Here is a 21,500-nt window from a genome sequence, read left to right as displayed (position 1 = left end):
ACAAGTCCGGACAAGCCGCTAGCCGACGGGCGCGATGTTGCGGTTGAACCGGAACATGTTGTGCGGGTCGTACTTCGCCTTCGCCGCGACCAGCCCGGCGTAGGTCCCGAGCGCGTATCCCGCTCGGGTCTGGGCCGCGTCCGCCGCCGCGCCCGCGCCGTAGAGGAAGTTGAGGCTGTGCCCGACAGTCCACGGCGCCAAGGCTTCTCGCACCATGGCCAGTCCGGCGGGTGCGGCGTCACCCACTCCGGCGTCGGTGATCACCCGCACGGCGTACTCGGCCTCGCGGTGATCGACCGCCACGCCAGTGCCCCGGCGCAACGCCCCACCGAGGTGACGAATGTCGACGACCGCGTCCACCGGCCCACCGGGTGCGGTCAGGCCGCGCAGCGCGGCGAGCCCGTCGGCGGTGAGCTCCGTGAGCAGCGCGTTGGTGGCGGCGTAGGCGTGCGGGAAGTCCGGATCGCTGTGGATGGTGTGCGATTCGGTGTAGGGCATGGTGCGCACGGAGTCGCGCAGGCGCCCACCGATCGCCCGCAGCGGCGCGACCAGCTGTTCCCCCTCCTCGGCCTGGCCGTGGAAGGCGATGCGGATCGAGGCGACGTGCCTGCCGCGCAGCGGTTGCGGCACGGGCGGGATATCGGGGAAGGTGACCACGGCGACGGTAGAGGTGAGGGTGTCGGGCAGCGTCGCGGTCCATTCCCGCCACGTCTCCAGCGCGGTGTCGACCAGCGGGGTGTCGAATATCAGCTGGCCACCGTAGACCTCGGTGACGGGGACGAGGTCGAGTTCCAGGCCGGTCACCACGCCGAAATTGCCACCGGAGCCGAGCACCGCGCCGAACAGTTCGTCGGCCGGGGTGAGCGTGCGCATGCGCCCGTCGGCGGTCACCAGGTCGATCGAGCGCACATGGTCCGCGGCATAACCGAATTCACGAGCCAGCAGACCTAGGCCACCCCCGAGCACGTACCCGACGACGCCGACCGACGGCGAGGAACCGTTGAGCGGTGCCAGCCCGTGCCTGGCCGCGGCCTCGACCAGCGCACCCGCGCGCACCCCGGCACCGACGCGGGCCGTGCGGGCCCGCGGGTCGATCGAAAGGGCGTCCATTCGGCGGGTGGTGATCAGCACGCCGCGATCCGCCGCCACCGAGAGACCGTGCCCGGTCGCCTGCACCGCCACCGGAAGTCCTTGCCGGGCAGCGTATTCCACCGCCGACCTGACGTCCTCGGCGTGGACCGCCCCGACGACCAGCGCGGGACGATGGGTGTAGGCGGTCTGGAATCCGGCGACCTCCTCGGCATAACCCGCGTCGCCGGGCGTGAACACCGGGCCGGTGACACGGAGGGATTCGATGGTCTGCGATGCGTTCTCGGTCATGCCATCGACTGTGCCGCCGCGCCGGTCAGAAGTACAACAGATAGTTCTTCTCGCTGCGATAACAGATCATTATGCCAAGTACCTAGAATGGCCGGATGGAACTGCGGCAACTCCGGTACTTCGTCACCGTGGTGGACGAGGGCGGCTTCACGCGGGCGGCCGAGCGTCTGCACCTCACGCAGCCGGGCCTGAGCGCCCAGATCAGGCAGCTCGAGCGTGAGCTCGGCCAGCGACTGCTCGACCGTGGCGCCCGCACCGTGACACCCACCGAGGTCGGGACCGCCGTGCTCGAACACGCGCGGGCCGCCCTGGCCGCGGCCGACCGGATCGGCGAGACCGTAGAGGAATTCACCGGGCTGCTGCGCGGGCACGTGCGGCTCGGGGTGATCTCCGGCGCGGCCACCGAGGAATTCGATGTCGCCGGCGTGCTCGCCGACTTCCACCACGACCACCCGCGGGTCGGCATCAGCCTGACCGAGGACACCGCCGAGCGGATGCTGGCCGCACTCGAACGCGGCGAACTCGACATCGCCCTGGTCGGATTGACCGGCGCCGCACCGAATCCCGGCATCGGCCTCGAGGTGATCCTGGAGACGCCACTCGTCGCCGCCGTCGCGCTCGGCGCACCGGACCCCGCCGAGTCGGCGGGCACGATCACCCTGGCGGCGTTGGCCGATCGGCGGCTCATCTGCCTGCCGACCGGGACGGGCCTGCGCGGGGTCTTCGAACGCTCATGCGCCGCAGCCGGTTTCACCCCACACATCGCCTTCGAGGCGGCCGCTCCCCCCTTGCTGCTCCGGCTGGCCGCCCGGGGCCTCGGCACCGCGATCGTCCCCGCGCTCACCCCCGCCGAGGCGACCGCGTTCGGCGTGCGCGCACTCGCCATCGTCGAACCACGAATCCACGGCCGCCTCGCCATCGCCTGGCGCACCGACCGTCCCGGCGGCCCGGCGGCGAAGGTGCTGCTCGGCCAGCTGAGGATCGCGCTCGGGCAGCGCGCCACCGGGTGAATCGCCGCCACACCACCGCATACACCACGCCACCGGATCGACCCCATCAGTGCGAACGCGGTCGTATCGCCGGTGGCCGGTTCGGCGAACCGTCAGCGACGACCCCGGACCGCTTCGGTGGGCGGCACTAGGACCGGCGGAGGTGCCCGGTGGCCGACGCGCACGCTTCGACGTACCCACGCACCAGCCGACGATGGTCGTCGTGCCGCCAGGCCAGGGCGAGTTCGGCCGGGCTCAGGCCGGTCACCGGCCGGGTCACCAAACCGTCGTGCGCGATCAGCGGCGCGTTGCCCGTGGCGACAAGGACCACGCCGTCCCCGTTGACCAGGGCTTCGTAGGTCTCCTCGGTGCTCGACACCTCGGCTCCGATGACCGGCGGATGCCCGGCGCGTTCGTCGAGGGCGAGCCAGTAGTCGCGCAGCACACCCGCCGTGCGCGGTAGCGCCAGGAAGGGCTCACCGAGCAGCTCGGTGAACGCGATGCTGTCCCCGGTGGCGAGCGGGTGGGTTTCCGGGAGGGCAACGAGCTTCGGTTCCGTGGCGACGACCAGCCATCGGTAGCGTTCGTCATCGGCCAGCGGCAGCCAGACGAAGGCGACATCGGCCGAACCGTCGGCCAGGCCTGCCGTCGGATCGTCCCAGCCGACTTGGCGCAGAACGGTTTTCGCGGCCGGGAACGCGGTGGCGAATCGAGAACGCACCGCGGGCAGGATGCCACGACCCGGGCTGGTACTGATGCCGATCGACAGCACGGCACGCGCGGCGGCCTTCGCCGATTCGACGGCGGACTCCGCCGTTTCCCACGCGCCGATGACCCGGCGTGCCTCGGGCAGCAGCGCCTCGCCGACGGGCGTCAGCGCGACCGAGCGGGTGTCACGCACGAACAGTGCCGCACCCAGCTGACTTTCCAGCTTGCGAATCTGCTTGCTGAGCGCGGGCTGCGAGATGTACAGCGCCTCAGCGGCGGCGGTGAAGTTCAACTGGTCGGCGACCGCGACGAAGTAGCGCAGGTCGCGCCCGTGCACATCCATAACCCTTGATTATCACAAGGGGCCTTGGACGGCATCCCGGCGTGGCGGAAGTATCGACGGCGAAACACCAACGGACAGAGGAGAATCTGATGAGCATCCCGCAGATCTGGCTGGTCACCGGTGCGAGCAGCGGCTTCGGTCGCGCGATCGCGGAGGCGGCGATCGCGGCGGGCGACACGGTCGTCGCCGTGGCCCGCCGCACCACGGCACTGGACGATCTGGTCGCCGCGCACCCCGATCAGCTCGAGGCCATCGCCCTCGACGTCACCGACACCGCGCGCATCGACGCGGTGGTCGCCGATGTGGTGGCCAGGCACGGGCGCATCGACGTCCTGGTCAACAACGCGGGCCGCACCCACGTCGGCGCGGTCGAGGAGACCACCGACGCCGAATTGCGCGGATTGTTCGACCTGCACGTCTTCGGCCCCGCCGCCCTCACCCGCGCGGTGCTGCCGCACATGCGCGCCCAGCGCAGCGGTGCGATCGTGATGATGAGCAGCGTCGGCGGGCAGTTGTCGTTCGCGGGCTTCTCCGCCTACAGCGCGACGAAATTCGCGCTGGAGGGGCTGTCGGAGGCACTGGCCGAGGAGGTGGAGCCCTTCGGCATCAAGGTGCTGATCGTCGAACCGGGCGCCTTCCGCACCGGCCTGTTCGGTCCCGGCGCCGCCGCGTTCAGCGCCGAGAGCGACCTCTACGCCGACACCGTCGGCCCGACCCGCCGGATGGTCGACGGCGGCAACGGCACCCAGCCCGGTGATCCGGCCAAGGCCGCGACCGCCATCCGCGCCGCCCTGGCCGCCGACAAGCCCCCGCTGCGTCTGCCGCTGGGCGCCGACTCGGTCGACGCCGTACTCGCCCACCTGGATGCGGTCCGCGGCGACGTCCTCGCGTGGGAATCCATCACCCGCGCCACCGATTTCGACGGCACATAGCGGTGGTGGCGCTGTACTTCACCCCGCCCGGCCAACCCGTGCGGATCGACGACAGAGTGGCGCTGTCCCGCCGCGCCCAGCCGACACGGGCCGGACCATCGCGGTCCGGCCCGTTCGCGTCATGCCGGGATCGAAGCTTCCTGCGGCGCGGACGATCCGCGCGCCGGAACGCGTCCCGCCACCTCCCTGACGATCAGGTAGATCGGAAACGCGATGGGCGACAACAGGATCGTGCCGACCAGGAGCGGCGCCATCAGCAGCGGATGGATGCCGCGGTCGCGGCTGTCGAGGTAGATCCAGCGGCCGAGGAACAGGTCCCAGGCGATGATCTGGGCCCAGAGTGCGGTCAGGACGGCGGGGTCGGCGACGGCCTCGGTGATCGCGGGCAGGGACGGGGAGGTGACCAGGGACCACATCGCGCCGAGGACCGGAACGGCGACGATCGCCCAGATCACCAAGGGCACCAGCGTGATCCACGGTGAGCCGATGATCGTGCGGGTCCAGCGCCAGGTGGGGGCCAGGATCATCAACGCCCAGAACGGGACGGTGACGAAGAAGGACAGGTCGAACAGCGTGCTCATGCGGTGACTACCTTTCGGGTGCCGATCGCGCTCGCGACCGAGATCAGGGCGCCGGCGACGACGCCGGTGAGAATCGCGGCGGCCACGGTCAGGGTGGCCTGGTCGGGGTGGATCAGCGGCTGCCCGCGCAAGGCCTGCCAGGTGACCAGCGCGAGCACCGCCGCGTAGCCGGCGGCCATGGTGACGACCAGGCCGACCCGCACGCGCAGTACCCGCAGCAACGGAATCCGTGGTGCGAGGACTACCAGCAGCGCGGCGAACAGCGGCAGCGCCTGCAAGCCGTGCATGCCGAAGAAGTGCGGGATCCGCAGGTCACCGGCGGTGGTGCTCCACCCGGTCACCGGCATGCCCGGTGTGCCGTCGGGCGCGCCGACGGTGTGCGCGCCCGCGATGTCGGCCACCCCGGATTCGCGGTTCGGCATCAGATTGCCCAGCGCCAGGCCGACCAGCGTGATCGCCAGGCCGAGCCGGATCGACCAGGTGGTCGCCGCGTCCCCGATTCTGGTCAGCGAGAGCTGCGCGGCGACGACCATGGTGGCGAGAAAGAGCACGATGATGGTGCTGCCCATGATGATCCACAGCACGGCGTCGAAACTCGTCGTCATGTTGTAGTGACTGCGGGTGCCGCGCACCACCTGGACCACGATGATCAGCTGTTCGATCGTCCCCGCGACGACGATCACCGTCGCCATCCACCAGGTGAGCCGGGATGCCCTGGGCCGCAACGAGATCAGCCACGCCAGCGCGACGCTGTAGAGCACGAACGACACCGCGAACTTGGTCGGCTTGAACCACGCGGTCGACCCCGTGATGACCCGGTCGTCGACCAGCATCCCGACCACGGCGACGACGGTGAGCACGGCGTTGACCGCGGCGAACCAGAGCAGCGGGCGATGCAGACGGGTCTGCCGCCGCGGCAGCGGATCGAGGGTTGTGAGGGCAGTCATGGCGAATCTCCCAAGATAGATAGCTGTACTATCCGTTATGGATAGCTAGACTATCCGCTACAGCGAAGGCGAGCAAGGGGAGCGCGGAAAACGGAGGTTGAACTGTGCGGATCTCGGAGTTGAGCGAGCGCAGTGGTATCGCGGTGGCGACGATCAAGTACTACCTGCGCGAGGGCCTGCTGCCCCCGGGCGAACGCACCAGCCCGAACCAGGCCAGCTACGGCGAGGACCATCTGCGCAGGCTGCGGCTGGTGCGCGCGCTGATCGAGGTGGGCGGGCTGCCCGTTGCCACCGTCGGCGAGGTCCTCGCCGCCGTCGACTCCCCCGACCTGCCGCTGTTCAGCCTGCTCGGCGTGGTCCAGGACAGCATCTCCGCCCCGGTACCGCCCGCGGCCGACGCGGAGTGGGAACGCGCCTCGGCGACCGTGCGCGCGGAGATGGATCGGCGCGGCTGGGACAGGAAACCCAGTCCCGAGGCGATCGACACGCTGACCTCGGTGCTCGTGCGGCTCGCGCAGCTGGGCTACGCGGACTGGGGCGAAACAGCCCTGCCCAGCTATTTCGACGGCGCGCGGGTGATCGCGGAGAACGATGTGACGACCGCGCTGGCGGCGGGCGGACGCGACGACATCATCGACGCGGTCGTGGTGCTGACCCTGCTCGGCGACACCGCACTCGCCGCCATCCGCCGCATCGCCCAGGCCCAGGTCTCGCTGGAAATGCTGAACAACCCCCAGGAATGAGCAACGGCCCCGCGGAATCTCGCGGGGCCGTCGTCGTCCGAGCTTTCAGAGCAAGCGCGACAGGAACGTCTTCGTGCGCTCGTGCTGCGGGTTCGCCAGCAGCTCACGCGGCGGACCCGATTCCACGACCACACCGCCGTCCATGAACACCAGTTCGTCGGCGACCTCGCGGGCGAAGCCCATCTCGTGGGTCACCACCACCATCGTCATGCCCGAATCGGCGAGCTCGCGCATAACGGTGAGCACCTCACCGACCAGCTCGGGGTCCAGTGCCGAGGTCGGCTCGTCGAACAGCATCAGCTTGGGATCCATCGCCAGCGCGCGTGCGATGGCCACGCGCTGCTGCTGACCGCCGGACAGCTGCGCGGGGTAGGCGTTGCGCTTGGCCGAGAGCCCGACCCGTTCCAGCAGTTCCTCGGCCCTGGCGATCGCCTCGGTCTTGCGGATGCCACGCACCTGGGTGGGCGCCTCGATCACGTTCTCCAGCGCGGTGCGGTGCGGGAACAGGTTGAAATGCTGGAACACCATGCCGATGTCGCGACGCTGGATCGCGGCATCGCGCGGATGCATCTCGTAGAGCTTGCCGTTCTTCTCCCGGTAGCCGACGAGCTCGCCGTCGACATACAACCGGCCTGCGTTGACCTGCTCGAGGTGGTTGATGCAGCGCAGGAACGTCGACTTGCCCGAGCCGGACGGCCCGACCAGGGTCAGCACCTTGCCCCGCTGCACCTCGAGGGAGATGCCCTTGAGCACCTGCAACGCGCCGAAGTTCTTGCACACCCGATCGGCCAGCACCATCGGCGGTGCGGCCACTTGTGGTTCGGTCATTTCGCCTTCACCGCCGCCTGCGCCGTGGCCAGTTCCTCGAGCTGCTTGGCCGTCAGCTGCCGGGTGGCACCGCGCGAGTAGTAGCGCTCCAAGTAGTACTGCCCGACCATCAGCACGCTGGTGATCGCCAGGTACCAGGTGGCACAGACGAGCAGCAGCGGGATCGGCTGGAAGTTCACGCCGTAGATGTCACGCGCGCGGCCGAACAGGTCGGTGCTCAACGGGATCGCGGTGACCAGCGAGGTCGTCTTGAGCATGCCGATCAGCTCGTTGCCGGTGGGCGGGATGATCACCCGCATGGCCTGCGGCAGCACGGTGCGGCGCATGGTCTGCGTCCATGACATGCCCAGCGCCACCGAGGCTTCGCGCTGCCCCTCACCGACGGAGTTGATGCCGGCGCGCACGATCTCGGCCATATAGGCGGCCTCGTTGAGGCCGAGGCCGAGCACCGCGAACAGGAACGCCGCCTGCAGGTTCTGCACGTCGAACTCGAAGAACTGCGGACCGAACGGCACCCCGAGGTGAATCTGCTTGTACAGCGAGGGCACCAGGCCCCAGAACACCAACTGCACGAACACCGGGGTGCCACGGAAGATCCACAGGTACACCCACGCGGTGGTGCGCAGCACCGGGTTCGGGGACAGGCGCATTACCGCGAGCACCGTGCCGAGGCCCACCGCGATCGCCATCGCGAGCACGGTGAGCTGCAGGGTGACGATCGCGCCCGCGACGATCCGGGTGTCGAAGAGGTACTTGCCGTAGGTGTCCCACCGGTAGGCGGGATTCGTCGCGGCTCCGTAGACGAACAATCCCACCAGGATCAGGATGATTGCCGCCGCGATCCAGCGGCCCGGCCTCCGCAGCGGGACCGCTTTGATCGGTTCGGGTTCGGTGCCCGGTCCGGGCACCTCCACCGTTGTGTCCTTCTCGGTCACGTCAGCTCACTGCGCCGTTGATCACCGAGGTCTTGATCTGACCCTCCTGGACGCCCCAGTTGGTGGTGATCTCGCCGTACTTGCCGTTGTCGATCAGGTGCTGCAGCGCCTTCTGCAGGGCCACGGCCAGCGGCGAGCCTTTCTGCACGGCCCAGCCGTAGGGCGCGGAATCGAACAGCGGGCCCGCGGCCTCGATCTTGCCCTCGCTCTGCTTGATGGCGTAGGCGGTGACCGGCGAATCGGCCGACATCGCGTCGACCTGACCGAGCACCAGGGCGTTGGTGGCCGCGCTCTGCTCGTCGAAGGCCTTCATTTCGATGGCGGGCTTGCCCTCGGCGACGCACTTGGCGCTCTTGGCGGGAATCTCGTCGGTGTGCTCGACCGTAGTGGCCTGTACGGCGACTTTCTTGCCGCACGCATTGTCGGGATCGATGGCTTTACCGGTTTGCTGGGCCCACTGGATGCCCGCGGAGAAATAGGTCGTGAAATCGACCTGCTGTTCGCGTTCACGCGAATCGGTGATCGAGGACATACCCACGTCGTAGGTGCCCGCCTGAATCGCGGGAATGATCTTCTCGAAGTTGGATTCGACGTAGTCGACCTTCAGTCCGAGGGTGGTCGCGACCGCGTCGAGCAGGTCGACGTCGAAACCGACGATCTTGCCGCCGGCGTCCTTGTACTCGTTCGGCTGGTAGGGCACATTGACGCCGACGACGATCTTGCCTGCCTGCTTGACCTTGTCGGGGACGGCCGCGGCGAGCGCGTCGACCTTCTCCACCGACACCTTCGTCACCGTGGAGGTATCACCCTCGGTGTTGGTGGTGCAGCCACTCAGCACCAGGGCGCCACCGGCGACCGTACAGAGCAGCCGCACGGCGCCGCGGCCGAGAACAGTTCGAACAGACAAAGGAGCCTCCACATTTCACGTCGACGCCGGCCACGTGTCAGCGCCTGTTTGGCAATGTATGCGAACCGGACACAGCGTGGTGCGACAGTAACCGAAGATTAATCAGCCAATGTGAAAGGGGTCCCTTCACCTGCGGTGCACGCGGGCTCTGACCTGCTCGGTGAATTCGCTGGTGGAAGCCAGACCACCGAGATCCGCGGTCGCGATTCCGGCCGCCAGAGTAGCGGCGACGGCACGAGTGATCCGGTCCGCCGCGTCGTCGAGTCCGCGGTCGTCGTGGCGAACGGCCAACCACCGCAACAACATCGCCGACGACAGCTGCAGTGCCGCCGGATTGGCGCGGTTGCGTCCGGCCAGACCGGGCGCGGCCCCGTGCACGGCCTGTGCCATCGCCTTGGTGTCCGAACAGTTCAGCGACGCGGCCATGCCGAGCGAGCCCGCCAGCTCGCCCGCCAGATCGGACAGGATGTCACCGAAGAGGTTCTCGGTGACGATCACGTCGTACTCGCCGGGCGCGCGGACCAGGTGCGCGGCCATCGCGTCGACGTGCTCGTCGTCGACCCGCACGTCCGGGTACTGCGCGGCCACCTCGTAGCACACGTCGCGGAACAGGCCGGTCGTCATCGGCAGCACATTCGCCTTGTGCACCACGGTGACTCGCTTGCGCCTGCCCCGCGCCAGCCGCAGCGCCTGATGCGCGATCCGCTCGCACGCCTGCCGGGTGATCACCGCCACCGCCATCGCCACATCGGGCGTCGGCCGGAACTCCCCCGACCCGGCGAACATGTTGCGGTCGGCGTAGAAGCCTTCGCTGTTCTCGCGCACGATGACCAGGTCGATGTCCGGTGCCGTCGACCGCACCCCGGCGAACGCCACCGCGGGCCGGATATTGGCGTAGAGGCCGAGCCGCTTGCGGATCACCCCGCCCGGCGCGACCCGCATGTCCGCGGGATAGGACGCGTTGTCGTGGGGGCCGAGGATCCAGGCATCGAGGTCCTCGAGCCCGCGCAGCGTCTGCTCCGGCAGCGGGTCGGCGCAGGCCGCGATGGCCTCGTGGCCCATCAGCAGCGGCACCCACTCCACCGGCCCGAGTCCCGCCGCGCCGATCGCCTCGTCGACGACCGCCCGCGTCGCGGCGACCACCTCGGGGCCGATTCCGTCACCGTCGATCACACCGAGCCGCAGGCTCGCCTTCGTACCGTTCACACCCCCATCCTCGCGCCTGTCGGGGCCGACCTGACCACGGGGACACGCCACAGCGACTACTTTCTGCAGATCATGGTGCAGTCGGTGGAGTTGCTCCTGGACGAAGACAGTGAGGCCGAGGTCCGCAGACAGTGGGCGGTGCTGGTGCAAGCCGGCCTCGGCAGCCCCCGTGGCACCGTCCATCGGCCACATGTGACGGTAGCGGTGGCGCGCGAGATCTGGCCGCGGATCGACCGCGCGCTGGCCGGGATCGAGTTCCGGCCGCTGCCGATCCGGCTGGGCGGGCTGCTGGTCTTCGGGGCGCGCAGGCCGATCCTGGTGCGGCCGGTCATCGTCACCGCGGACCTGCTCGACCTGCACCGCCGCGTCTATGACCTGGTCCAGCCCTGCCCCGGCATCCCCGCGACGATGCGGCCCGACGCATGGACACCGCACGTGACCCTGGCCCGCCGGATGCCGCCGGACCGACTGGGCGACGCTGTCTCGGCGGTGGCCACCGACCACGATTTTCCAGCCGTTGTGGTGGGCATTCGCCGCTGGGACGGGGAGGCGCGACAGGAGCGCATCGTGGTCGGTGGAAGATAGAGGGACGCCACGGCGTTACAGCCGGGGACACCGACAAGGAAGGGACGTCATGGCCACCCAGACGCTGACCCAGCAGAACTTCGACGAAGTCATCACCGGAAACGACGTGGTCCTCGTCGATTTCTGGGCAGAGTGGTGCGGTCCGTGCAAGAGCTTCGCACCGACTTTCGAGAAGGCCTCCGCGCAGCACACCGACGTGGTGTTCGGCAAGGTCGACACCGAGGCAGAGCAGGGACTCGCCGCCGCGGCGAACATCCGGTCCATCCCGACGATCATGGCCTTCCGCGAGGGCGTGCTCGTGTTCGCCCAGCCGGGCGCGCTGCCGCCTGCCGCGCTCGAGGACCTGGTCACCCAGGTGAAGGGCCTCGACATGGACGAGGTCCGCAAGCAGATCGCCGAGCAGGCCCCCGCCGCCGAATAGGCGCGACGAAACGTCAAGGGCCCGTTCACCTTTGGTGAGGCGAACGGGCCCTTTGTGCTCTCCGGAATCAGCCGGCGAGCAGGTTGACGCAGGCGATCATGGCGCGCACGGTCGATTCGGCGCCGTCGCCGGCCATGGCAGCGGCCCAGCCGCGCCTGCCGTTGAACTCGCACTGCACGAAGGTGGCGGTGCCCTCGGTGGTGCGGCGCTGGTGGAACTGCAGGATCTCGAGGGGGTAGCCCTCGTCGTAGAGCGCCGAGGTCATGGCGGCGACCGGGCTACCGGTCGCGATGACGGTGCGCAGGTGATCGGCGAATTCCAGGGTCGCGGTGAAATCCGTTCCGGAACAAGTGAATTCGCCGAGGGCGATCGGTCCGTCGATCCGGGCGTACCGGTCGAGGAACTGGGCGGGAGTCAGGTCGGTGGTCTCGGCGCGCAGCCCCTTGGGGGCGGCGTCGAACAGGGCACGGTCCAGTGTCAGCAGTGTCATTGCAGGTGAGGTCTTCCCGAAGATCGTCTTCGTTGGCAGTGGGACCAGCAGAACAATGAAAATCAGCCCGCAGCGAGGGGGCCGGTCCGAATCAGACCCCGCTACGGCGGGTTACTACGAGAAGAATCTGCCGTGTGGCTGCCTGCGCGGTCTGCGCAGCAGCGGCCGCGCGGTCGCGGTCAGCGACAAGCAGCGCGGCAAAGCGGTCGGCGGGATTCGGCACGAGTTCGACAATAGGGCGATCGTCGCGAAACCGCAACCTACTTACCGGCTCGACGTGTCTACCCGTGAGTACCATCACCGCAGCTCAGCGCCTACTCACTCCGCGCCGGTACCGTGAACGCATGGGTACGGTCTTCGCGATGACGATCCCAGGGCTGGCGATCCTGCTGATCCTGCTCGCGCTGCTCGAGGTGGTGGTCAACCGGCTGACCGGCACGCGCGTGCTGCCGTGGACGCGCAAACGCACCGGGCCCGCGGTGGCGGCGACCGGGTTCGAGCACCTCACGGCGATGTTCCAGGGGTCCAAGCAGCACGAGTTCGAGCAGCGGCAGAGCACGCTGATGCACCGGGAGACGCCGTCGGAGGGCGCGCCGCCACGGGATGAGGTGGATCTGGCGGGTGGGTCGGCCAGGCTGGTCGCGCGCGAACGCTAGCGGTCGCCGCCCAGTCGCTCGACCGAACCGAGTGCCCGAGCCGAACCGTCGACGTCCACCTGCAGGCGCAGGCTGCCGGGCTGCAGACTGGTGCGCAGCACGACCTTGTCGCCCATCATCACCGGGCCGACATGCTCGACGATCGCCCGGTACGGCAGTTCGTGGTGGTCGGGCTGGGCGGCGAGGGCTTCCTCGACCGCCTCCCAGTAGACGGCGTTGTTGACGTGGCCGAGCCGGTCCACATCGGTCACCCGCAGCGGGAACGACACTGCCTCCGCGGCGACGCCGTTGAGCTCGGTGAGCGCGGCGCGCCAGCGCAGCCGATGCTCGGTGGTGCTGGCCAGCATCGGCGCCATGAACGCGTCGCTCATCCGCGCCGGGCGCCCGGCCACCGGGTCGATGTGGATCAGGAACGCGGCGGCCTCGATGTGCCCGCCCCGCTCCCCCTTGAGCTGAATCCGCATGTCGCACCATCGATTCGACAGCGCGTCGGCCCAGCGGCGTAGGTGCACCCGGTCACCGAACATGATGGGTTCGTAGACGTCGATAACGGTGCGCCGCACGATCCACGCCTGGTGCGCGTCGCCGTCGGCGACGGCGTCGAGATGATCGAACCCGATGTCTTGCAGATACCGCGCCACGGCGTCCAGGCGCAGCCGGTCGTTGCCGTCGGTGTCCCCGAGGCGCACCGGCCACGACACCGCGAAGGCCTGCTCGATATCGGGGCAGTCGGGCAGCGGGGTCGCGATGACGTCAGTGGTCATGTGTCCGATGCTGCCACATTCCGCCGCTGCCGCTGCCCGGCGCCGAGGCGTTTCGCGCCGCCGGAATCAGCCGCGTTCGGCGGCGGACTTGATCCCCTCGACGTGGGTGGTCCACATCCCGCGCGCGTGCTCGGCCTCCGCCTCGGTGGCGTTGTTGTCCTGACTCAGCGACAACCGCGTGGTCGTGTCGTCCCCGGTGAGCTCGTAGGTGAGCGTGTGATAGTTCTCGGGCAGGTCGTCCTGGCCGCTCAGCGGGCTGTAGTGGGTGACCTTCAGCAACCGGCCCGGCTCGACAGCGAGAATCTCCCCGCGGTCCTCGTAGGGCTTGCCCTCGTACTCGCCCTGCCACACGATCGAGCTACCCGGCTGCCAATCGGTGCGTACCTCGGCACCGAACATGAACCGGCGGATCTGCTCCGGGTCGGTCAGCACGTCCCATACCCGCTGCGGAGAGGCGCTGATCTCGGTCTGCGCGGTCGCGACGAATCCGGTCATGATGCTCAACTCCTTCGGTCGACCACCCCACACTACGACCGCGCGACCCCCGCGTCTTGGACAAAGGCGCCAGGCTCCTCGGCGGTGTTTTACGGTTCGTGGACGCTCCGCGAGTCGCCGCCGGGAAACGGCGGGCGCGCGTTACGGTCGCCGCGCTCGACCCATTGTTACCCGCGCGAAAGGATCAATCGACATGGCATTCGAAGTCAACGGAGCTATCGGCGACCACTACAACGAGGCTGGTGGCGTGTCGAGCCCACTGGGGGAACCGACCTCGGATGAGCGGGACGCACCCAACGGTGGCAAGTTCCAGGAGTTCACCGGCGGCGTCATCTACTTCACGCTGCCGACGGGAGCCAAGACCGTGTACGGCGCCATCCGGCAGGCGTGGGAAGCCGAGGGCGGCGCGGGTGGCCGACTCGGCTACCCGACCTCCGACGAGCAGGACATCGACGGCGGCAAGATCAGCCACTTCGAGAACGGTTCGATCAGCTACTCGATCGCCGACGACGCGGTGACGGTCAACGCCTGACCAGCGTCCCGTTTCCCAGCCACTGTGGGCACCGATCCTGAGCGGTCGGTGCCCACAGTGCCGAGTAGGCCATGTCAGTGCGCGGCCGCGTCCCAGCTGCGGCCGGTGCCGACGGACACCGTCAGCGGCACCGAGAGTTCGATGGCCGAGGACATCTGTTCGCGGGCAAGGGCTTCCAGCGCCTCGCGTTCGCCGTCGGCGACCTCGAAGACGAGTTCGTCGTGGATCTGCAGGAGCATCCGCGAGCGCAGGCCTGCCTCGCGCATGGCGTTGCGCACATTGATCATGGCGACCTTGATGATGTCGGCGGCGGTGCCCTGGATCGGGGCGTTGAGGGCCATCCGCTCGGCGGCCTCGCGGCGCTGACGGTTGCTGGAATCCAGGTCGGGCAGGTAGCGGCGGCGACCGAACAGGGTTTGGGTGTAGCCGACCTTGCGGGCCTGCTCGACGACCTCGGCCAGGTAGTCACGGATGCCGCCGAAGCGGTCGAAGTAGACGTCCATCTGCTCCTTGGCCTCGGCGGTGCTGATCTTCAGCTGCGCCGAGAGGCCGTAGGAGCTCAGACCGTAGGCCAGACCGTAGGACATGGCCTTGATCCGGCGGCGCATCTCCGGGTTCACCTCCGACAGCGGGATGTCGAAGGCCTTGGACGCGACGAAGGTGTGCAGGTCCTCGCCGGAGTTGAACGCCTCGATCAGACCCTCGTCGCCGGACAGGTCCGCCATGATCCGCATCTCGATCTGGCTGTAATCCGCGGTCATCAACTCGGTGTAGCCGGGGCCGACGACGAAGGTGTCGCGGATCTGGCGGCCGGTGTCGGTGCGGATCGGGATGTTCTGCAGGTTCGGCTCGGTCGAGGAGAGCCTGCCGGTGGCGGCGATGGTCTGGTTGAAGGTGGTGTGCACGCGACCGTCGTCGGCGACCGACTTGAGCAGGCCGTCGACGGTCACCTTGAGCCTGGTCGCGTCACGGTGCGCGAGCAGGTGCTCGAGGAAGGCGTGGCCGGTCTTCTCGAACAGCGACTCCAGCGCGTCGGCGTCGGTGGTGTAGCCGGTCTTGGTGCGCTTGGTCTTGGGCATGTCGAGCTCGTCGAACAGCACCACCTGCAGCTGCTTGGGCGAGCCGAGGTTGATCTGCTTGCCGATCACCTCGTACGCCGAGTTCGCCGCATCGGCCACCCGGTCGGCGAACTGACGCTGCAGCGCCTCGAGCTGGGCGACGTCGACGGCGATACCCGCCTCTTCCAGCTGGCCGAGCACGCCGAGCAGCGGCAGCTCCATCTCGTCGAGCAGGGCAGTGGACTCGATCGCGGCCAGCTCGGTGTCGAGCGCGTCGGCGAGGTCGGCGACCGCGCGGGCACGCAGCATCTCCTGGCGCGCGGTCTCGGCGGCGACGGTGTCCTCGTCGTCGAGCAGCGAGAGCTGACCCGTGTCGCCGGTTTCCACGCGCAGTTCGCGCTTGAGGTAGCGCAGGGACAGATCGTCGAGGTTGAAGCTGCGCTGGCCGGGCCGGACCAGGTAGGCCGCCAGCGCCGTATCGGTGGTGAGACCGGCCAGGGTGAACCCGCGACCACGCAGCGCGTGCCCGGCGGCCTTGGCCTCGTGCAGTGCCTTGGGCACGGCCGGGTCGGCCAGCCAGGCTCCCAGTGCCGCCTCGTCCTCGGGGGTGAGCACGGTGAGGTCGATGTAGCCGCCCTCCCCGTCTCCGGCGGCGATGGCGATCGCACGGGCGTCGCCGTGCACCGGGGTGCCGGTACCGACCACCGACAGACCTTGGCGCACACCGGCTTTCGCGTGCTCGGCCAGCCAGTCGGCCACCGCGCCCTGATCGAGGGCGCCACCGCTGATCTCGAAGCCCGATTCGGCCTCGGGCTCGGCGGAGCCGAGGGTCTCGAAGAGCCTGTCGCGCAGCACCCGGAATTCCAGGTCGTCGAAGAGCTGGTGGATCTTCTCCCGGTCCCACGGCGCCTGCGCGAGCTGGTCGGGGGTGTAGGGCAACGGCACCTCGCGCACCATCTCGGTGAGCTGGCGGTTGAGCACGACGCTGGACAGGTTGGCGCGCAGCGCGTCGCCGACCTTGCCTTTCACCTGGTCGACCTTGTCGACGAGGGTGGCCAGGTCACCGTATTCGCGGATCCACTTGGCCGCGGTCTTCTCGCCGACGCCGGGGATGCCGGGCAGATTGTCGCTCGGGTCGCCGCGCAGGGCCGCGTAGTCCGGGTACTGGGCGGGGGTGAGTCCGTATTTGGTCTCCACCTCGGCCGGGGTGAAGCGGGTGAGATCGGAGACGCCCTTGCGCGGGTAGAGCACGGTGACGTCGTCGTTGACCAGCTGGATGGCGTCGCGGTCACCGGTGACGATGAAGACCCGGTACCCCTGGGCGACGGCCTGGGTGGTGAGGGTGGCGATCACGTCGTCGGCCTCGTAGCCGTCGATCGCCATCACGGGAATGCCGAGGGCGCCGAGCACGTCCTTGGTGAGTTCGACCTGACCGCGGAACTCGTCGGGCGTCGCGCTGCGGTTGGCCTTGTACTCCGGGTAGGCCTCGGTGCGGAAGGTCTTGCGGGACACGTCGAACGCCGCGGCCACATGGCTGGGCTTCTCGTCGCGCAGCAGATTGATGAGCATCGAGGTGAACCCGTACACCGCGTTGGTGGTCTGCCCGGTGACGGTCTTGAAGTTCTCCGCCGGTAGCGCGAAGAACGCGCGATAGGCCAGCGAGTGCCCGTCCAGGAGCAGCAGCGTCGGCCGCTCACCGCCCGAATCGGTGGTCGTTGTCGATGCCTGCGCAGTCGTCGGTGAACTCACCCGGATGAGTGTAGGGACCACCACCGACACCCCGACCGTCCGACACCCACCGGCCCACGCGACGTAAGCGGCCGCCGCGAGCAGGTGCTGCCCTCCGAGGTCTCGCCTATGCCAAATCGGGTCCCTGCGGATTGTCCGACCACACCCCGAACCGGCCGCCGTAATGCGATGATATTCACAGAGTTTCGCGATCGGAGTCCTCATGAACACTCCCGCCGACGGCACGCAGGCAACCGCTGCAGCGTCCGCCCTCGATCTTGCCCTGCAGCGGCTGCACTCCCCCGAGCCCGAGTACTACGCCGCCTACTCGCACGTGTCGGGTCCGCGGCCCGCACCTGCGACCCTGTACCGCTAGGGCGAGCGGTGGTACCCAGGCCCGCGACCGAATTGCCGTGGCCAGGTTTCGCCGCAGGCCCGACCCGACCGCCGGGCGGAATTCGCCCGGTTCGCGAGTTCGTACTCAAAGTCCAGTCACGCTGCAACCTCGACTGCGACTACTGCTACGTCTACCACCTGGCCGACCAATCCTGGCGTGGCCAGCCCCGGCGCATGTCGCCTGAGGTGGTCACCGCGCTGGCAGATCGGCTCGCCGAGCACGCGCGCGCCCACCACCTCGACTATGTGACCGTTCGGCTGCACGGTGGTGAGCCGCTCCTGGGTGGTCCGGACGCGCTCGTCGAGGTGGTCGCGATATTGCGCAGCCGACTCGCGCCGTGCCGGCTCGTGGCGTCGGTCCAGACCAACGGCGTGCTGCTCGACGACGCGGCCGCACAAACACTGGCGAGCGCAGGCATCGGGATCGGCATCAGCATCGATGGCGATCGTGATGCCAACGACCTGCACCGTCGCTTCCGCGACGGCCGGTCCAGCTATGACGCGGTAGTCACGGCGATCGAGCTGATGGGACAACCGCGCTTGCGCGACTATTTCTCCGGCGTGCTCTGCACGGTGCAGCTTGCGGCCGACCCGCTGACCGTGTGGCACAGTCTGCGCGAGCTCGGTGTGCCCGCGCTGGATTTCCTGCTGCCGCACGGCACCTGGGATCGGCCGCCGCCCCAGCTGTCGGCGCGCGCGGGCCGGACCCCGTATGCGGACTGGCTCGTCCCGATCTTCGACGACTGGTTCGATGCCGATGAAAGGCCTTGCGAGATACGTATTTTCGAGGACCTGATGCATCTGATTCTCGGCGGGACGACCTGTTACGAATCGTTCGGGCTGGATCCGGTCACTCTCGTGGTGATCGAAACCGATGGAACCTATGAGCAGGTCGACAGCATGAAGGCCGTCGGCGAGGGAGCCGCCGCGACCGGGCTCGATGTCTTCCGGCATTCACTCGACGAGGTCTCGGCGCTGCCGGCCATGGTCGCGCGGCAGCTCGGCGAGTCGGCCCTGGCGCCGGAGTGCACAGCATGCGGTCAAGTCCGCGTGTGTGGTGGCGGTCTGTACTCGCACCGATACCGGCCGGGCAACGGCTTTCGCAACCCCTCGGTCTACTGCGCCGACCTGTTCGCGCTCATCAGCCACATCGAGACGCGGGTGGCCGACGCGCTGGCCGCGCGCGGCACCAGTCTCGCCGCGGTGCGGGCAGGCTGAAGTCAGGCCGATCCCGCGCCGTCGCCCAGTTCGCCGCACCGCGCGCGCAGTACCTCGGCCCGATCCGAGCCCAATTCGACGTACACGGCCAGGGATTGGAGCAGCGCACTGCGTCCGCCGACTTCGTCACCGAGCCGTAGCCGGACCTCGCCGAGCGCTTCGAGCGTCTCCGCCTCGCCATGCCGATCGCCGCACGCCCGCCGGACCGCCAGCGATTCCTCGAAGGTGTCGGCAGCCTCGGGTGCACGTCCCATGGCCGCCAGCGTCCGGCCCAGTTCATGCAGGACGATGCCCTCGCCGAGCGGATCGAGTCCGTGACACGCCTCGCGTGCCTGCTCCAGCAGCAGCAGCGCGGCCGCGTACTCGCCGCGGTCGAAGTGCGTGCCCGCCAGCACATCCTGGGTGATCAGCGCTTCGTTACGGCGATCGCCGAGCTCGGCCAGAATGACCCTGGCTTCGTCGCCGAACGCCAGAGCGTCGTCGTGCCTGCCCAGCTGCCTGGCAATGTCGCCGAGATTGCCCAGCGCCATCGCCTCGCCGGTCCGGTCACCGATCTCGCGATTGATCCGCAGCGAATCCTGGTAGGCCGACCACGCCTCCTGTGACCGGCCCAGTTCGGCCAAGGCACCGCCCAGGCTGGTCAGGCACCACTGCTCGCCGAACCGGTCACCGGATGCCCGCGCTGCAACCAGCGCGAATTCGCTGGTCGCGAGCCAATCGCCGTAGTGGCGGCGGATCTTGTAGTAGGTCACAGCGGCCAGTGCGAGCCGCCAGGCGAAGTCCGGCGATGCGCTCTCTGTCCCGGCGCGAACGGCAGCGGTAAGGTTCGCTCGCTCGCCGTCGCACCACCGCAGCGCGTCTTCGTAGGTTTCGAGGGTGACGGTCGGAATGCCCGCGCTCGGCGCGCCGAGCGGCACATGCCGACGGGCGGGTGCGAGCAGCCGATCGGCCGCATCCGTTGCCCGCGTATACCATTCGAGTTCGCGTGCGGCCGCCGCGTGACGCTCGTGCTCCGGTTCGTCCTCGGCGACCCGCTCCACCGCGTACTCGCGCAGCAGATCGTGGAACCGATACCGATCCCGGGCGGGACGTTCCAGCACATTGAATGCGACCAGCGAGTCCAGGACGCGACGCGCCCGATCGGGTGGCAGGTCGAGCAGCGCGGCGGCGGCGGCCGTCCCGAGTTCGCCGCCGGGGTGCAGCCCGAGCAACCGGAAGGCCCGGCGCAGGTCCTCGGGTAGATTGCGGTAAGACCAGGAGAACACCACACGCACCTCCGCTGTCGGATCTTCATCCACGCCGGTCAGAGCATCGAGCCGACGCCGCTCACCGGCCAGCTCGGCGGCCAGTTCCGCCAACGTCGCCCCGGTCAGGGCGGCGTGTTCGGCCGCGATCGTCAAAGCCAGGGGCAGGTAGCCGCACAATCGGGCCACCGCCGCCGCGGCGGCCGAGTCGTCCTCGACCTCAGCGTCCTCTGCCCCGGAGGCGTTGTGCAGCAGCGCTCGCGCGTCGACCGGAGCCAGCGGCCGCAGCACCATCCTGGCCGCCCTCTCGCGCACCACCAGATTCGAGAGCGGACCGCGAGTTGTCACCAGGGTTGCACAGCCCGGTGGCGGGAGCAGCGGCAGCACCTGCTGTGTGGTCAGAGCGTTGTCGAGAACCACCAGAACCCTTCTACCGTCCAGCAATTCGCGATACCGCTGCGTCAGGCGTGGCTCGTCGAGCGGCGACAGCGGCAGCGTCTCGTCCAGCGAGCGGACGAACCAGTCCAGTGCCTCGCACTCGCTGAGCACCGGAAGCGCGCTATAGCCTCGCAAGTCCAGATAGAGCTGGCCGTCCGGGAAGTGCTCGCTGACCTCACGCGCAACGTGCAGCGCCAGACTGGACTTTCCGATGCCCGGCGGGCCGGTCACGACGCCGATCGGCCGCGGCGCGGCCCCGACGAGCAGCTCGGCCAATCGGCCGCGCTCGTCAGTCCTGTCGGTGAAAGAACCAGAGGTATAAGGCAATTGCCGAGGGCGCCGGGTCGCGACCGGTGGGGCTGCCGCGCTCGGCGCCGCGTCGTCGAGCATCAGCTGGGCCAGTGCCTGGATCAGTGCTGCTTCCAGCGCATCCGGCGTCGCTACCGTCGCCGTGGTCAGCCCGCTCTCACGCAGCTTGGAGCGGAACGCGAGCTGCCGCGGATCGGGTCCGTCGGGCGCGTCGTCCGCCACGAACAGTACAAGGCGACGTTTACCGACGACGGTTGCGGTATCGAATTCCAACTCGGTGTAGGACCGGCCAGGATCGTCGCGGACCGGCGAGCCGTACCGCTGCCCGATGATGCCGACGTAGATATCGCACGCGCCGACCAGCTCCGCGCACAGGGCAGACGAGGGTCGGGTATCCGCCGTGAAATAGCGCATGTCGACCGGGGCGTGCCGCATCCGCTTGACTGCGTCTTCCGCCGCGTCGACCCACGACCGATCAGCGGGGCGAATCCGCAGATCCCCGGTGTGACTCAAGAAGATTCGCCACGGACGCCCGACATCTGTCACAGGTCAACGGTAGCCGCCGACCGGTCTATCCACCGGGGGAACCGGCGACAGCCCGCCGCTCTGCTCGGGGCGGGCAGTAGTGCCGACGACATCGGCCCCTGTGCCGCTCATCGAGCGGCAC

The 21,500-nt window shown here is 68.9% G+C and carries 22 protein-coding genes; 9 read left to right on the top strand and 13 right to left on the bottom strand.

Annotation, left to right across the window (positions count from 1 at the left end; translation table 11 throughout):
• Window positions 1–18: 18 nt before the first annotated feature.
• A complete protein-coding gene (locus ACFWF2_RS25675; protein ID WP_379310005.1) occupies window positions 19–1,380 on the bottom strand; it encodes an FAD-binding oxidoreductase in 1,362 nt (453 codons plus the stop codon).
• Window positions 1,381–1,475: 95 nt separating this feature from the next.
• On the opposite strand from ACFWF2_RS25675, the gene ACFWF2_RS25670 reads away from it, so the two are divergent.
• Entirely contained in the window at window positions 1,476–2,390 is a 915-nt protein-coding gene (locus tag ACFWF2_RS25670) for a LysR family transcriptional regulator (RefSeq protein ID WP_379310004.1), read from the top strand.
• Between the two features lie 127 nt (window positions 2,391–2,517).
• On the opposite strand, the gene ACFWF2_RS25665 is transcribed toward ACFWF2_RS25670, so the two are convergent.
• The gene (locus tag ACFWF2_RS25665) at window positions 2,518–3,420 is read right to left on the bottom strand and encodes a LysR family transcriptional regulator (RefSeq protein ID WP_379310003.1); all 903 of its coding nucleotides are present in this window, start codon (window positions 3,418–3,420) and stop codon (window positions 2,518–2,520) included.
• 89 nt (window positions 3,421–3,509) lie between these two features.
• Between ACFWF2_RS25665 and ACFWF2_RS25660 the strand changes: the two genes are divergently transcribed.
• Window positions 3,510–4,352: an oxidoreductase gene (locus ACFWF2_RS25660; RefSeq protein WP_379310002.1), complete on the top strand. Its 843-nt coding sequence runs from the start codon at window positions 3,510–3,512 to the stop codon at window positions 4,350–4,352.
• 119 nt (window positions 4,353–4,471) lie between these two features.
• On the opposite strand, the gene ACFWF2_RS25655 is transcribed toward ACFWF2_RS25660, so the two are convergent.
• Both ACFWF2_RS25655 and ACFWF2_RS25650 read right to left on the bottom strand, forming a co-directional pair.
• Window positions 4,472–4,933 (bottom strand): ABA4-like family protein, encoded by a 462-nt coding sequence (locus tag ACFWF2_RS25655; protein ID WP_379310001.1) that lies wholly within the window; start codon window positions 4,931–4,933, stop codon window positions 4,472–4,474.
• Window positions 4,930–5,880 (bottom strand): hypothetical protein, encoded by a 951-nt coding sequence (locus tag ACFWF2_RS25650; RefSeq protein ID WP_379310000.1) that lies wholly within the window; start codon window positions 5,878–5,880, stop codon window positions 4,930–4,932. The genes ACFWF2_RS25655 and ACFWF2_RS25650 overlap by 4 nt, the downstream gene beginning before the upstream one ends.
• 104 nt (window positions 5,881–5,984) lie before the next feature.
• Between ACFWF2_RS25650 and ACFWF2_RS25645 the strand changes: the two genes are divergently transcribed.
• Window positions 5,985–6,623: a MerR family transcriptional regulator gene (locus ACFWF2_RS25645; RefSeq protein ID WP_379309999.1), complete on the top strand. Its 639-nt coding sequence runs from the start codon at window positions 5,985–5,987 to the stop codon at window positions 6,621–6,623.
• A gap of 45 nt (window positions 6,624–6,668) precedes the next feature.
• Here ACFWF2_RS25645 and ACFWF2_RS25640 read toward each other — a convergent pair whose 3' ends face one another.
• From ACFWF2_RS25640 to ACFWF2_RS25625, 4 genes are all read right to left on the bottom strand, one after another.
• Entirely contained in the window at window positions 6,669–7,421 is a 753-nt protein-coding gene (locus ACFWF2_RS25640) for an amino acid ABC transporter ATP-binding protein (protein WP_379310013.1), read from the bottom strand.
• A gap of 26 nt (window positions 7,422–7,447) precedes the next feature.
• Complete coding sequence (locus ACFWF2_RS25635) at window positions 7,448–8,386, bottom strand: ABC transporter permease subunit (RefSeq protein WP_379309998.1); 939 nt, start codon at window positions 8,384–8,386, stop codon at window positions 7,448–7,450.
• Between the two features lies 1 nt (window position 8,387).
• The gene (locus ACFWF2_RS25630; protein ID WP_379309997.1) at window positions 8,388–9,293 is read right to left on the bottom strand and encodes an ABC transporter substrate-binding protein; all 906 of its coding nucleotides are present in this window, start codon (window positions 9,291–9,293) and stop codon (window positions 8,388–8,390) included.
• A gap of 126 nt (window positions 9,294–9,419) precedes the next feature.
• Window positions 9,420–10,499 carry an isocitrate/isopropylmalate dehydrogenase family protein gene (locus tag ACFWF2_RS25625; RefSeq protein WP_379309996.1) on the bottom strand — a complete coding sequence of 360 codons (1,080 nt, stop codon included), beginning with the start codon at window positions 10,497–10,499 and terminating at the stop codon, window positions 9,420–9,422.
• An 84-nt stretch (window positions 10,500–10,583) separates the two neighbouring features.
• Here ACFWF2_RS25625 and ACFWF2_RS25620 point away from each other — a divergent pair, with 84 nt between their 5' ends.
• Entirely contained in the window at window positions 10,584–11,084 is a 501-nt protein-coding gene (locus ACFWF2_RS25620; protein WP_379309995.1) for a 2'-5' RNA ligase family protein, read from the top strand.
• Window positions 11,085–11,133: 49 nt separating this feature from the next.
• Window positions 11,134–11,505 carry a thioredoxin gene (gene trxA, locus ACFWF2_RS25615; RefSeq protein ID WP_379309994.1) on the top strand — a complete coding sequence of 124 codons (372 nt, stop codon included), beginning with the start codon at window positions 11,134–11,136 and terminating at the stop codon, window positions 11,503–11,505.
• A gap of 67 nt (window positions 11,506–11,572) precedes the next feature.
• On the opposite strand, the gene ACFWF2_RS25610 is transcribed toward trxA, so the two are convergent.
• On the bottom strand, window positions 11,573–11,995 hold the full coding sequence (locus ACFWF2_RS25610) for a 2-keto-3-deoxygluconate kinase (protein ID WP_379309993.1): 423 nt from the start codon (window positions 11,993–11,995) through the stop codon (window positions 11,573–11,575).
• A gap of 344 nt (window positions 11,996–12,339) precedes the next feature.
• Here ACFWF2_RS25610 and ACFWF2_RS25605 point away from each other — a divergent pair, with 344 nt between their 5' ends.
• Window positions 12,340–12,651: a DUF6191 domain-containing protein gene (locus tag ACFWF2_RS25605; RefSeq protein ID WP_379309992.1), complete on the top strand. Its 312-nt coding sequence runs from the start codon at window positions 12,340–12,342 to the stop codon at window positions 12,649–12,651.
• Here the strand turns inward: ACFWF2_RS25605 and ACFWF2_RS25600 are convergent.
• Window positions 12,648–13,415, bottom strand: a complete 768-nt coding sequence (locus ACFWF2_RS25600; protein ID WP_379309991.1) for an acyl-[acyl-carrier-protein] thioesterase — start codon at window positions 13,413–13,415, stop codon at window positions 12,648–12,650. The genes ACFWF2_RS25605 and ACFWF2_RS25600 overlap by 4 nt on opposite strands.
• A gap of 66 nt (window positions 13,416–13,481) precedes the next feature.
• On the bottom strand, window positions 13,482–13,910 hold the full coding sequence (locus tag ACFWF2_RS25595; protein WP_379309990.1) for an SRPBCC domain-containing protein: 429 nt from the start codon (window positions 13,908–13,910) through the stop codon (window positions 13,482–13,484).
• A 193-nt stretch (window positions 13,911–14,103) separates the two neighbouring features.
• On the opposite strand from ACFWF2_RS25595, the gene ACFWF2_RS25590 reads away from it, so the two are divergent.
• Window positions 14,104–14,442, top strand: coding sequence for an LGFP repeat-containing protein (locus tag ACFWF2_RS25590; protein ID WP_379309989.1), 339 nt, complete (start codon window positions 14,104–14,106; stop codon window positions 14,440–14,442).
• A 74-nt stretch (window positions 14,443–14,516) separates the two neighbouring features.
• Here the strand turns inward: ACFWF2_RS25590 and polA are convergent, their stop codons facing one another.
• Window positions 14,517–17,249, bottom strand: a complete 2,733-nt coding sequence (gene polA, locus ACFWF2_RS25585; protein ID WP_379309988.1) for a DNA polymerase I — start codon at window positions 17,247–17,249, stop codon at window positions 14,517–14,519.
• A 202-nt stretch (window positions 17,250–17,451) separates the two neighbouring features.
• Here polA and ACFWF2_RS25580 point away from each other — a divergent pair, with 202 nt between their 5' ends.
• Together ACFWF2_RS25580 and ACFWF2_RS25575 are read left to right on the top strand one after the other, a co-directional pair.
• Window positions 17,452–17,604: a hypothetical protein gene (locus ACFWF2_RS25580; protein ID WP_379309987.1), complete on the top strand. Its 153-nt coding sequence runs from the start codon at window positions 17,452–17,454 to the stop codon at window positions 17,602–17,604.
• Window positions 17,605–17,612: 8 nt separating this feature from the next.
• Window positions 17,613–18,842 (top strand): FxsB family cyclophane-forming radical SAM/SPASM peptide maturase, encoded by a 1,230-nt coding sequence (locus ACFWF2_RS25575; RefSeq protein ID WP_379309986.1) that lies wholly within the window; start codon window positions 17,613–17,615, stop codon window positions 18,840–18,842.
• Window positions 18,843–18,844: 2 nt separating this feature from the next.
• Here the strand turns inward: ACFWF2_RS25575 and ACFWF2_RS25570 are convergent, their stop codons facing one another.
• A complete protein-coding gene (locus tag ACFWF2_RS25570) occupies window positions 18,845–21,379 on the bottom strand; it encodes a tetratricopeptide repeat protein (protein ID WP_379309985.1) in 2,535 nt (844 codons plus the stop codon).
• Window positions 21,380–21,500: the final 121 nt, after the last annotated feature.

Origin of the sequence: Nocardia sp. NPDC060259, assembly GCF_042728775.1 — a bacterium.
Lineage (GTDB): Bacteria > Actinomycetota > Actinomycetes > Mycobacteriales > Mycobacteriaceae > Nocardia.
This window is presented reverse-complemented; position numbering and strand designations above follow the sequence as displayed.